Below are 12,527 nucleotides of genomic sequence, written 5' to 3' on the forward strand. Positions count from 1 at the left end.
ACCTACCAATTTTTTACTTGTTCAAAGATTTCCTCAGCTAGACTTTCACTTCTGGCAATGACTAAAATCGAGCTATCATCAGCTAAACAGCTAAAAATCTTATCCGCAAAAGTCTCGATTAACTGAGCTTTTACAAAAGCCGTATTTCCTGGAATAACTTGGAGATTAATCATCTTGTCCATCAATTCAGCTGATTCGATATTGTCTTCAGCCAGTTGCAAACTTTTCACGATTGATTTTGGCAATTCATAGACATAGGTGTTGTCTCTCAAAGGAATTTTGACAATACCTAGCTCTTTGATATCCCGTGATACCGTTGCCTGAGTAGCAGTGATTCCTGCTTCTTTCAAATATTCTACAATTTCTTCTTGCGTACCGATTTGATAATCCGTCACAAATCTTCTAATTTTTTCAAGTCTCTCTTTTTTATTCATTTTTAAATTGACTATGCGCCCTCTCTACTACTTCTTCAATTTCAGCAAGAACCTGATTGCCTGCTGACTCTTCTTTTTTCAAATACGCTAAAAACTCAATATTTCCATGACCACCTTGTATTGGAGAAAAGTCCAAACCAAGGACTGAAAAGCCTTCCTCTACTGCCATAGCTGTGACAGATTCAAGGACATGTTGATGAACCTTGGCATCGCGAATGATTCCATTTTTCCCAATCTGCTCACGTCCTGCTTCAAACTGAGGCTTAATCAGAGCCACAACCTGACCTTGATCTGCTAAGACACGGTGCAAGGCCGGAAGAATCAGACTAAGGGAAATAAAACTCACGTCAATGCTGGCAAAGCTCGGTTCCTGATCGAAATCAGTCTTTTCAGCATAGCGGAAATTGAACTGCTCCATGCTGACAACTCGTGGGTCTTGGCGTAATTTCCAAGCCAACTGATTGGTACCAACATCGACTGCATAAACTAACTCAGCACCATTTTGCAACATGACATCGGTAAAACCTCCAGTAGAGGCACCGATATCAATCGTTGTAGCTCCTTCCACTGACAAATCAAAGACCTGCAAGGCCTTTTCCAGTTTCAAGCCACCACGACTGACATACTTGAGTTTCTCCCCCTTAAGTTTTAACTCGGTGTCGTCTGGAATTTTCTCTCCCGGTTTATCAAACCGTTCTCCATTAAGGACTGCTACGACTAGCCCAGCCATGACACCGCGCTTGGCTTGTTCTCGCGTTTCAAACAAGCCCTGTTTATAAGCTAGTACATCTACTCTTTCCTTAGCCATTGATTCTCAAACTTTCTACTACTTCTACAATCGATTCTATCTCAAAGAGAATCTGCTGAGCAATTTCTTCCAATTTTGCATTTGCTTGATCCAAGGTTTGGTTACAAAAGTCAATAGCCTCTTCCAAGCCCAACAAGGCAGGATAGGTTGACTTTTCAGCCTGCAGGTCCTTTTGAGGTGTCTTGCCAATTTCCTCAAAACTAGCTGTCACATCCAGTACATCATCTCGAACTTGAAAAGCAAGTCCAATCAATTCACCAACAGTTTTCAGCTTTTCCTGCATTTCAGGTGTCAATTCGGCTATGATGGCTGCAGCTTGGAAGGGATAGGCTAGCAGTTTTCCAGTCTTATTAGCATGAATGGTCTGAAGTTCTTCCAAAGACAGGTGCTGGTGTTCACCCTCCATGTCCAAAACCTGCCCAGCCACCATACCCAGACTACCTGAAGCAAGGGATAAGTTGGCAATCAAGTCCACCTTGACCTGACTTGGCAAATCTGCCTGCGCTATCAAGGCATAAGGATCTAGGAACAAGGCATCTCCAGCCAAAATGGCCATTGCCTCTCCAAATTTCTTGTGGTTGGTCAACCGTCCCCGACGGTAATCATCATCATCCATAGCAGGAAGGTCATCGTGAATCAAGCTCCCTGTATGAATCATTTCCAAGGCCGCAGCTACCTGCGCGTGAGCAGGTTTGATGGCAATATGCAAGGCTTCCAAAACTTCTAACAAGAGAAAAGGCCGAATACGCTTGCCACCAGCATGAATGGAATAGAGAACAGACTCTCGCAAACTAGAGGTAAACTGCTGGTCTCCATAAAAATCTTCCAAGGCTGACTCGACAAGAGCTAATTTTTCTTGCTTCTTCATTCAAAATCACTTTCTGTTCCGTCTTCTTGCATGACCTTGACCAAGGTCTTTTCAGCCTTGTCCAGCGTCGCTTGGAGCTCTTTTGACAAGACCATACCCTTTTGAAAGGCAGCAATCGCATCTTCCAGAGCAATTTCACCATTTTCCAAACTTTGGACAATGGTCTCCAGTTCTGCTAGATTTTCCTCAAATTTCTTTTGTTTTGACATCTTTAACCTCTAATTCTACTTGACCATCTCGCATCAAAAGCGTCACTTGGTCTTTTTTCTTCAAACTCTCAACCGAATCTACAACGGACTCTTCTTTCTTGACAATAGCATAACCACGCGCCACGATTCGACTGGTATCCAACATCAGCAAGGCTTCCGAAAGTCGCTTCACTTCAGCAACCTTGGCATCATAAACCAGCGCCATTTGGCTACGTAGGAGCTTATCCAACTGGCCTAGACGGTCTTGATAACGTTGGATTTTGGTAACAGGTGATAATTGCACCAGTTGATGGGTCTTTGCTTGTACTACCTGTTGGTTCTCAGAAATCCGTGTTCGCAAACTTTGTTTTAAGCGCAGTTGCAGTTGATCCAGGCGTTGCAAATAACCATCATACAAGCGCTCTGGTTGTCTAAAAATAACAGACTGACTGCATTTTTTTAAAGCTTCTTGTTTCTTAGATAGGACATTTCGGACTGCTGTTGCCATCCGTTTTTCTTGATTTTGCAAATGAGCTAATACATCCAACTTGGTCACAGGTGTTGCTAGTTCAGCTGCAGCTGTCGGCGTCGCAGCCCGTCTATCTGCCACAAAATCTGCCAAGGTCACATCCGTCTCATGCCCCACACTAGAGATAACTGGTAAACGAGATTCAAAAATCGCTCGTACCACAATTTCCTCGTTAAAGGCCCAGAGATCCTCAATAGAACCTCCACCACGACCAATAATCAGCAAATCCAAATCGTCACGTTGATTAGCACGCGCAATATTACAAGCAATTTCCTCCGCAGAGCCTTCACCTTGCACCTTAGTCGGATAGAGAAGAATGTCCACACCTGGAAAGCGCCTGCTGACGGTCGTGATAATATCTCGAATAACGGCTCCACTGCGACTGGTTACTACACCAATTCTCTTAGAAAATTGGGGCAGAGATTGCTTGAAGCGTTCTTGAAACAGGCCTTCTTCTGTCAATTTTTTCTTGAGTTGTTCAAACTGAATCGCAAGCGCCCCAACCCCATCAGGCTCTGCCTTTTCAATGATAATGGAGTAGCTACCGCTCGGTTCATAGACCTGTACACGCCCAATCACATTGATCTTCATCCCTTCTTCCAGGTCGAAACCTAATTTCTGATAAATCCCAGACCAAATAGTCGCTTGAATAACTGCATGGTCATCCTTTAGGGAGAAATATTGGTGAGTAGGTCGTTTACGAAAGTTGGAAACTTGACCAGTTAAATAGACCCGTTCCAAGTAAGGGTCTTTATCGAATTTCATTTTCAGATACTTGGTCAAAGTTGTTACCGATAAATACTTTTCCATCTCCACCTACTATTCATTTTCTTGCTCTTTCATGGGTATTATTATACCAAAAATATGCCTAAAAATCTCCATTTATGTACCATTATGAGTGAAAAATAAAAAAGGAGGCAAGGCCTCCACATCTGATTATTTGCTATTTCGGGCTTCTTCCAAAATCTTTGCAATCTTGGTCGTCAACAGGTCGATAGCAACTGTATTGCTGACTCCCTCAGGAATGACGATATCAGCATAACGCTTAGTTGGCTCGATAAACTGGTGGTACATTGGTTTGACCACACCTAAGTACTGGTCAATTACGCTATCAAGACTACGGCCACGTTCTTCCATATCACGCTTGATACGACGAATAATGCGCACATCATCATCCGTATCCACAAAAATCTTGATATCCATCAAATCGCGCAGGCGCTTGTCTTCCAAGACCAAAATCCCCTCAACAATAAAAACATCTTGAGGCTCCTGACGATAGGTCTTGCTACTTCGTGTATGCTCTGTATAGTCATAAGTCGGGATGTCCACCGGACGCCCTGCCAACAATTCCTTAATCTGCTCGATCATCAAATCTGTATCAAAGGCAAAAGGATGGTCGTAGTTGGTTTTGACACGCTCTTCAAAGGTCAAGTGAGACTGATCCTTGTAGTATGAATCGTGCTCAATCATGGAAATCTTTTCATCAGGAAAATGCGATAAAATGGCTCTTGAAACACTGGTCTTACCCCCACCAGAACCACCTGTCACTCCGATAATGATTGGTCTATTTTGCATGCTATCCTCCGTTTTTTTATCCGTCGTCTATTCTATCACATTTTTTGCAAAATTTATAGTATGTTTTGAATAGTCTAGGGGAAGAATTCCATCCCCACACTCCGGTTAGATTAGATAAAAACCTTCCTTGGCTTGTAGAGATTGTCCCGTTTTTCTAGAATGGCTAGCAATTGATCGCCTTCAAAGGCAGCTAATTCTTGTTCTGTTTGTTCGAGTTCGATAAAACGACCAAAGCGCACTTCTGTAGCATCTTCTGGACTTAGGAAAACTTTAACAAGGTCGCCTGTCCCAATCTCTAGAGGATGGAGAAAGTCCAATTGAACAGCCTCCACTTTTTCAGCAATTTCTTCCAAGGTAAGAGCATCTTCTAGTTGCAAACCAGCTGCACTAGTACGAGTTAACTGAGACATATGGGCCGCATAACCCAATTTTTCTCCTAAGTCAACAGACAAGGTACGAATATAAGTTCCCTTACTGCATTTCACACGAAAAGTAAAGCGTGCAAGATGACCCTCATAAGAAATTGGTCTTGTTCGTTCAAATTGATAAATGGTCACCTGACGTTCTGGACGTTCTACTTCTTGGCCAGCACGCGCATACTCATAAAGCTTACGACCATTGACCTTGACAGCCGAATACATAGGTGGAATCTGAATAATAGGTCCTGTCAGACTAGCGATCGCTTCATCAACAAGCTTTTCATCCAAGTGCGATAAAACAGGTGTCTCTGCGACCACTTCCCCACTGGCATCCTCAGTCGTCGTGGAATAGCCCAGAGTGATTTCCCCCTCATAGACCTTGCCCTCGTCCTGCATAAACTCGACCATGCGGGTCGCCTTGCCAACCGCAATCGGCAAAACACCCACCACATCCGGATCCAAGGTCCCACCATGACCAATCTTCTTTGTTCCCAAAATCTTACGCAGTTTAAAAACCGCATCATGCGAGGTCATGCCCGCTTCTTTTTTTAAGTTGATAATACCGTTCATATCTTGTTTTCTACTCTCCCTTCAGCGCCTCAAACTTAGCTTTCATAGTTGGATTTTTCCGAGTCAATTTTTTAACTGAGACATCTTCCAATTTGTTGTTTGCAAGACGAAGTTGATTTTCAGATGTGGTTAGGAATTTCTTAACCTCTTCCATGCGTTTGATGGCCTTGTCAATTTCATCGATAGCTTTGCCAAAGTTAGTCGAAGCTGAGTTATAGTTCTTAGCAAAGGCTAGCTTAAAGGCATCCAAGTCTTCCTCAAAATGCGTAATGTCGATATTTTGCTCGCGAACCAAGGCCAACTCCTGCTTATATTTTAGGGAATTAAGCGCCGCATTACGTAAGAGACCAATCAACTGGATAAAGAACTGAGGACGAACCACATACATCTTTTCGTACTCGTGGCTGACGTCTACAATCCCTGTGTTAAAGTAGTCGTTATCGGCCTCAAGCATAGTCACCAAAACCGCATATTCACAGTTCTTCTCCCGACGGTCCTTGTCTAATTCCTTGTAAAAATCTGCATTCTTGTGCTTCTTCTCTGTTCCATCTGCTTCATTTTTCATCTCAAACATGATGGAAATAATTTCGACCCCATTTTCATCACATTCACGGAAGATAAAGTCCCCCTTAGACCCACGCGCTGAAACCTTGTTATCCTTCTCAAAGTAGGCATTTGGAAAGGCAAAACTGCGGACCTTGTTAAACTCACTCTCTGCATAGTGTTCCAGACTTTCCCCGATAGCTTTTGTAGATTGTTGAGCTTTGAAATTCTTGTAAAATTCGACTTGTTCACTGGCTGCCTTGAGTTGAGCTTCGTAGTTTTGTTTAACTGAAGCAAGAGAAAGCTCGTTTTCCTTTTCTTGCAAGAGAAGCTGATTTTTAACCTGGTCTCGTTCTTTTTCTAGTTCAGAAAGAGTCTTTTGCAGTTGATTTTCATGCTCCAAACGCAAGGTTGCCAATTGGTTTTCCAAGGCCTGTACTTCCTTGTCCTTTGCTAATAAAGCCTGATGGCTTGTCTGTTCAACCTCTTTCTTGGCCAATTCTTTTTCTGTATCAAAGTTTTGGATTTGACTCTGCAATTGCGCAATTTCTTGGTCTTTTTGAGCTAGTTTAGACTGTTGTTCATTCATGGCCTTTTGCTCAGCCAAGGCCAGTTCCTGCTTCATCCGATCGTGCAATTCCTTATCAAACTCTGCCGTTCTCACTTGGGATAAAAGTTCAGCATACTGGCTCTCATTTACTGTAAAGACTTCCCCACAGTTGGGGCATTTGATTTCGTTCATAACATTCCTCTTTCTAGACTTCTTTATCCATTATATCATGCCTGAGGGAAAATCAAAAACAGCGAGTCGAAACCCACTGTTTATCTTCTTTTACTTTAAATTTTTTCCAAGGCCAAGCGCAAGTCTTCAATCAAATCATCTACATTTTCAAGTCCGATTGACAAACGAATTTGGTTTGGTGTGACTCCTGCTGCTTCTAGGTCTTTTTCTGACAACTGACCATGTGTTGTAGTCGCTGGATGGACAACCAAAGACTTGGCATCCGCTACGTTCGCAAGGTCAGAAAAGATTTCTAAATGATCAATGACCTTGCGTGCTTCTGCCTCCCCACCTTTGACATGGAAGGTAAAGATTGAGCCCACACCTTTTGGCAAATATTTCTCAGCCAAGGCATGGTAAGGACTATCAGCAAGTTTTGGATAGTTGACTTTTTCTACCTTAGGATGGTTGACAAGGAAATCAACAATTTTCTCAGCATTTTGCACATGGCGTTCGACACGAAGAGAAAGAGTTTCAAGTCCTTGGAGTAACAAGAAGGCATTAAATGGTGACAAGGCTGCACCTGTATCACGAAGCAATTGAACACGGACAGCGATAATAAAGGCTGCTGCACCCACATCACGAGTATAGCTCAAATTGTGGTAGCTTGGGTCTTCCTCAACAAATTGAGGGAATTTCCCTGAAGCCGCCCAGTCAAAACGACCACTATCAACGATCACTCCTCCAATAGTCGTACCATGCCCACCGATAAACTTAGTCGCAGAGTGAATGGCAATATCTACACCGTGAGAAAAAACGTTAATCAAATAAGGTGTAGCAAATGTATTGTCAGAAACAAGTGGAATCTGATGCTTATGAGCAATCTCTGCCAATTTTTCCAAATCTGGAATATTAATCAAGGGGTTACCCAAGGTTTCAATCAGAACAAGCTTGGTATTGTCATTAATAGCTGCTTCTACTTCCTCCAAATTATCCACGTCCACAAAGGTTGTTGTGATTCCATAACGAGGAAGGGTTTCTTTCAAAAGATCGAAGGTTCCACCGTAAATAGTCGAAGCAGCCACTACATGGTCACCAGCATGGGCAAGTGCCAAAATCGTATAAGTCACTGCTGCCATACCTGATGCTGTTGCAAGAGCTCCAACACCACCTTCCAGAGTAGCAATTCTTTCTTCAAAAGCAGCTGTTGTAGGATTGGTGATACGAGTATAAATGTTCCCTGGTTTTCTCAAGGCAAACAAATCGGCACCCTCCTGCGTATCATCAAAAACAAAGGATGTTGTCTGATAAATCGGCACTGCACGAGACTTAGTTGCTGGATCCACAACTTGACCAGCATGTAGTTGTAGAGTTTCAAATTTAAAATCACGAGTCATAAGGCGACCTCCATATAGTTTCATTAAGGATATTCTAGCACTATCGACCTATCTTGACTAATACCTCTTTTTTATATTTTGATATAAGGAGTGGCTATTACTTCTTACAAAATCGAAAAAAGCACGACTCAATCGTGCTCATTTTCTTAATCTACATAAGTATCTTCATTTTTATTGAGGAAGGCATATGGAAGACCCATCAAGAGGCCTCCACCAATCAAGTTTCCAACGAAGGTTACGCCCCAGTGACGAAGCATATTTCCAACACCGAAGTTAGCAATTGAATCAGCAGCAACACTGAATTTCACAATCGCGAAAGAAGCAAAGTTTGCGGCAATGTGCTCGTTTGTTAAGAATACAAACATGTAAATCGCTGACAACACAAGCCAAAGTTTGGCACCACCATCTTTGACCAAAACAAATGAAAGAATCGCAATATTTACGAAAATATTTGCCAAAATCGCCTCAAGCAAAATTAATTCATTTGAACGGCCTAACTTCATCTCAACAACCCCTGAGATGAAACTATCGTGAGTGAGATGTGCATAGGCTGCTGAGTGGGCAAAGCCCCAACCTGCTATCAAGGCCCCAATAAGGTTGAACAAGGTACAGTAAAGTAAAATCTCAGCTGTTTTTCTCCAAGAGATTTTTTTCAAAAAACTACCTGCAGTCAAGAACATCATGTTTGATGTTACCAACTCGGCATTCAAGAAAACAATGTAGGCCAATCCCCAAGCAAAGACAAATGGGAATAGGAAGCGTCCACTACCTGGTGCAATTTTATTAATCAAGTCAGCCCCAACTGCACCAGCAGCTGTACTGAAAGTTAAGAATGCACCTGCAAACATAGAACGAATCGCATACTTAAATTTGCTTTGAGTATAAAGACTTTCTTTCTTCTTGCAAGCAAATTCAATCTTTGAGATAAATTCTGAAGAAACCATAATAAACTCCTAAAAATTTTTTACCTGATAATTATATCACAAACGTTAAAATTAAGGAAGCGTTTTCTGTATTTCATAAAAGTTTATTCTTATGGAAATCTTAAAAAAATCAGTGAAATCCAAGATTTCACTGACTTGTATTAATAAAATTGTTTATATGGTTGATTGAAAGCTGTTAGGATTTCATCAGATGTTTGTGAATATTCTTTTGTTTCTTTCAAATCGCCTTTTACAATAATACGTTCTGTAGCAGCAAGGTCTTCACAGGTTACTAATGTAATCTCATTGACCCCATCTCTATCATCAACTTCATCAACACGATCCGGTGTAACACGTTTGACTTCACGTATTTCATAAGTATAAACTTTATTTTTATCGGTTAGATAAATCTTCATACCATTTTTAGCGTTATCTAAAGGAGAAAATAACATTTTATTAGCATTATTGACACCAAAAATATGATGACTAGCTAGACTATAATTTCCTTTCCCCATCACTTGATCGCGTTTCATGGTACCAGCACCATAGAAGAGATTGACATTATCAAGTCCTTTAAAAATTGGCAGATTCATTTCTAATTCAGGAACTGCAATTCCGCCGATAACTGGTAATTTTTGAGCATCCCATTGAGAAGCTAGAACAGCTTCCGAAGAGATAGCATTGACAGAATCAAAATCAAAATTTCCTTCTGTATCCTGATTTTCTTCTATTTTTTCTTTTGATACCTGACTAACTTGGTACTTATTGGTATTCCAAACTATGAAAATATCACGAATTTTAGCGTTAAAAATCAAAGCAATTGATAGTAGTATCAGAAATCCTGCTAGGATATTTGTCAGCAGATTTTTTCGTTTGTTTTTCTTCTTATTATTTTTTTGAGACATTATGCTTCACCTTCTGTTTCGTTTTCTGTCCCAACTTCTTCTTTTTCTGCAGCTGCAACCGTAGTAAAGGTTACAATTTTAGCATCTTGGTCCAGACGCATTACTTTAACTCCCATAGTTGAGCGTCCTGTTTGTGAAATATTGGCAACATTGGTTCGAATCATGACACCTGTATCAGTGATAATCATCAAGTCTTCATCACCTTTTACAGTCAAGAGACCTGATAGAGGACCATTTTTCTCAGCCACATTAGCCGTCTTCATTCCTTTACCACCACGACCTTTTGTTGGATATTCAGTCGCGACTGTACGCTTACCATATCCTTTTTCAGTAATGATAAGAACCTCATCTTGATCAGTAATTACGCTAGCACCAACTACTGTGTCTCCCTCACGGAGATTAACACCTTTCACACCTGTGGCGATACGACTCATGCCGCGAACGGCTGATTGATTAAAGCGAACTGCATAACCAAACTTGGTACCAATGATAATATCCGTCTCTTCTTCCGTCAACAAGACATTAATTAACTCATCTTCATCTTTAAGATTCAGTGCTTTAAGTCCATTTTGACGAATATTAGCAAATTCCTTAACGCTGGTTCTCTTCACAATACCATGACGGGTTGTAAAGAAGAGATAAGCATCATCACTGCGTTCAGACTCAACATTGATAATCGTCTGAATACTTTCGCCTTCATCCAATTTCAAGAGATTAACTACTGGTAGTCCTTTGGCCGTCCGACCATACTCAGGAATTTCATAACCTTTCAGGCGATAGACACGTCCTTTATTTGTGAAGAAGAGCAGGTGATCATGGGTGCTAGTTGACACTAACTCACGAACAAAATCGTCATCCTTAACACCTGTTCCTTGAACACCGCGGCCACCACGTTTTTGAGCAGTAAACTCAGCTTGGTCCAGACGTTTGATGTATCCCTTGTTAGAAAGCGTAATCAAGACATCCGATTCTTCAATCAAATCCTCATCTTCAAGACTCAAGACTTCACCGACCATCAACTCTGTACGACGTTGGTCGCCAAACTTACGCTTGACTTCGTCTAATTCATCTTTAATGATTTGAGAAACACGTTCTGGCTTGGCAAGAATATCCGCTAAATCCGCAATCAGAGCCAAGAGGTCATCATACTCAGACTGAATCTTATCTCGTTCCAAACCTGTCAAGCGACGAAGACGCATATCAAGGATAGCTTGACTTTGACGTTCAGAAAGCTTAAACTTGCTCATCAGCTCAGCTTGAGCTTCCGCATCCGTTTCACTAGCACGGATGATACGAATCACTTCGTCGATATGGTCTAGCGCAATCAAGAGACCTTCTAAGATATGAGCACGTGCTTCCGCTTTTTCCTTATCAAAACGTGTCCGACGAACAACCACTTCTTTTTGGTGCTCAATATAAGCATCCAAAATCTGACGAAGAGACAAAATCTTCGGTACACCATTTTGGATAGCAAGCATATTGAAACCAAAGTTGGTTTGCATCTGGGTCATCTTAAAGAGGTTATTTAGGATAACATTGGCTGAAGCATCGCGCTTAACTTCGATAACAAATCGCACACCTTCACGGTTGGACTCATCACGTACTGCTGTAATCCCCTCAATACGTTTTTCCTGAACCAAGCGAACAATATGCTCATGCACCTTGGTTTTATTGACCATGTAAGGAAATTCCGTTACAACGATGCGCTCACGGCCAGTCTTAGTTTCTTCGATTTCAGTACGGGAACGAAGAACAATAGAACCTTTACCTGTTTCATAAGCCTTATGGATACCTGATTTCCCCATGACAAGGGCACCTGTTGGAAAATCTGGACCAGGTAAGACTTCCATCAAGTCCTTGGTAGTCACTTCAGGATTGTCCATGACCAACTTCACTGCATCAATGGTTTCACCTAAATTGTGAGGAGGAATGTTGGTAGCCATCCCAACAGCAATACCAGTTGCTCCATTGACCAAGAGGTTTGGAAAACGAGCTGGCAAGACCAAGGGTTCACGTTCATTAGCATCATAGTTATCAACGAAATCAACCGTATTCTTATTGATATCTCGAAGCATTTCTAGAGCAATCTTGCTCATACGTGCCTCAGTGTAACGCTGGGCGGCAGCACCATCACCGTCCATGGAACCAAAGTTTCCATGCCCATCTACAAGCATGTAACGGTAACTCCACCATTGAGCCATGCGGACCATTGCTTCATAGATAGAGGAATCCCCGTGTGGGTGGTATTTACCCATGACGTCCCCTGTAATACGAGCAGATTTTTTATGGGGTTTGTCTGGAGTAACACCCAATTCATTCATTCCATAGAGAATCCGACGGTGAACAGGTTTCAAGCCATCTCGAACATCAGGAAGAGCCCGCGCTACAATAACACTCATGGCGTAATCGATAAAGCTCGTCTTCATCTCCTTTGTCAGATTGACATTCACTAAATTTCTATCCTGCATTAATAAATGCCTCATTTCACTATTAGTAATTAATAATATTATACCATAATGTCCGCCATATTTCAGGTATCCAAATTAGCTAAAACGTTTACATCAAGAACTCCAAGGCATATTCGTGACAAAGCTTTTTAAAAGTGATAGAATTAAAATAACTGGGGAAATCCCTGAATAAAATTAAG

Annotated in this window: 12 protein-coding genes; all 12 read right to left on the bottom strand. The window is 41.6% G+C overall.

The genetic code is table 11. The annotated features are described in order from the left end of the window. Nucleotides 1-2: 2 nt before the first annotated feature. The 12 genes from QM424_RS01780 to gyrA all read right to left on the bottom strand — a co-directional run bounded on the left by QM424_RS01780 (nt 3) and on the right by gyrA (nt 12,348). Nucleotides 3-434, bottom strand: a complete 432-nt coding sequence (locus QM424_RS01780; RefSeq protein ID WP_173274545.1) for an arginine repressor — start codon at nt 432-434, stop codon at nt 3-5. Then, nucleotides 427-1,242: a TlyA family RNA methyltransferase gene (locus tag QM424_RS01785; RefSeq protein ID WP_414392745.1), complete on the bottom strand. Its 816-nt coding sequence runs from the start codon at nt 1,240-1,242 to the stop codon at nt 427-429. The genes QM424_RS01780 and QM424_RS01785 overlap by 8 nt, the downstream gene beginning before the upstream one ends. Continuing rightward, on the bottom strand, nt 1,235-2,110 hold the full coding sequence (locus QM424_RS01790; protein ID WP_414392746.1) for a polyprenyl synthetase family protein: 876 nt from the start codon (nt 2,108-2,110) through the stop codon (nt 1,235-1,237). The genes QM424_RS01785 and QM424_RS01790 overlap by 8 nt, the downstream gene beginning before the upstream one ends. After that, nucleotides 2,107-2,319, bottom strand: a complete 213-nt coding sequence (locus QM424_RS01795) for an exodeoxyribonuclease VII small subunit (RefSeq protein WP_000043226.1) — start codon at nt 2,317-2,319, stop codon at nt 2,107-2,109. Before QM424_RS01795 ends, QM424_RS01790 begins: the two co-directional genes overlap by 4 nt. After that, complete coding sequence (gene xseA / locus QM424_RS01800) at nt 2,297-3,637, bottom strand: exodeoxyribonuclease VII large subunit (RefSeq protein WP_414392747.1); 1,341 nt, start codon at nt 3,635-3,637, stop codon at nt 2,297-2,299. Before xseA ends, QM424_RS01795 begins: the two co-directional genes overlap by 23 nt. Nucleotides 3,638-3,763: 126 nt before the next feature. Continuing rightward, complete coding sequence (gene udk, locus QM424_RS01805; protein ID WP_001181376.1) at nt 3,764-4,402, bottom strand: uridine kinase; 639 nt, start codon at nt 4,400-4,402, stop codon at nt 3,764-3,766. A gap of 110 nt (nt 4,403-4,512) precedes the next feature. Continuing rightward, the gene (gene truB / locus QM424_RS01810) at nt 4,513-5,391 is read right to left on the bottom strand and encodes a tRNA pseudouridine(55) synthase TruB (protein WP_414392748.1); all 879 of its coding nucleotides are present in this window, start codon (nt 5,389-5,391) and stop codon (nt 4,513-4,515) included. 10 nt (nt 5,392-5,401) lie between these two features. Beyond that, a complete protein-coding gene (locus tag QM424_RS01815; protein ID WP_414392749.1) occupies nt 5,402-6,676 on the bottom strand; it encodes a DUF2130 domain-containing protein in 1,275 nt (424 codons plus the stop codon). Between the two features lie 95 nt (nt 6,677-6,771). After that, entirely contained in the window at nt 6,772-8,052 is a 1,281-nt protein-coding gene (locus tag QM424_RS01820) for an O-acetylhomoserine aminocarboxypropyltransferase/cysteine synthase family protein (protein ID WP_414392750.1), read from the bottom strand. A 146-nt stretch (nt 8,053-8,198) separates the two neighbouring features. Then, nucleotides 8,199-8,996 (bottom strand): formate/nitrite transporter family protein, encoded by a 798-nt coding sequence (locus tag QM424_RS01825; protein WP_414392751.1) that lies wholly within the window; start codon nt 8,994-8,996, stop codon nt 8,199-8,201. 140 nt (nt 8,997-9,136) lie between these two features. Then, a complete protein-coding gene (gene srtA, locus QM424_RS01830) occupies nt 9,137-9,880 on the bottom strand; it encodes a sortase SrtA (protein WP_000078842.1) in 744 nt (247 codons plus the stop codon). Then, nucleotides 9,880-12,348, bottom strand: coding sequence for a DNA gyrase subunit A (gene gyrA, locus QM424_RS01835; protein ID WP_203175881.1), 2,469 nt, complete (start codon nt 12,346-12,348; stop codon nt 9,880-9,882). Before gyrA ends, srtA begins: the two co-directional genes overlap by 1 nt. Between the last annotated feature and the right edge of the window lie 179 nt (nt 12,349-12,527).

Source organism: Streptococcus mitis (assembly GCF_047464945.1).
GTDB lineage: Bacteria > Bacillota > Bacilli > Lactobacillales > Streptococcaceae > Streptococcus > Streptococcus mitis_EA.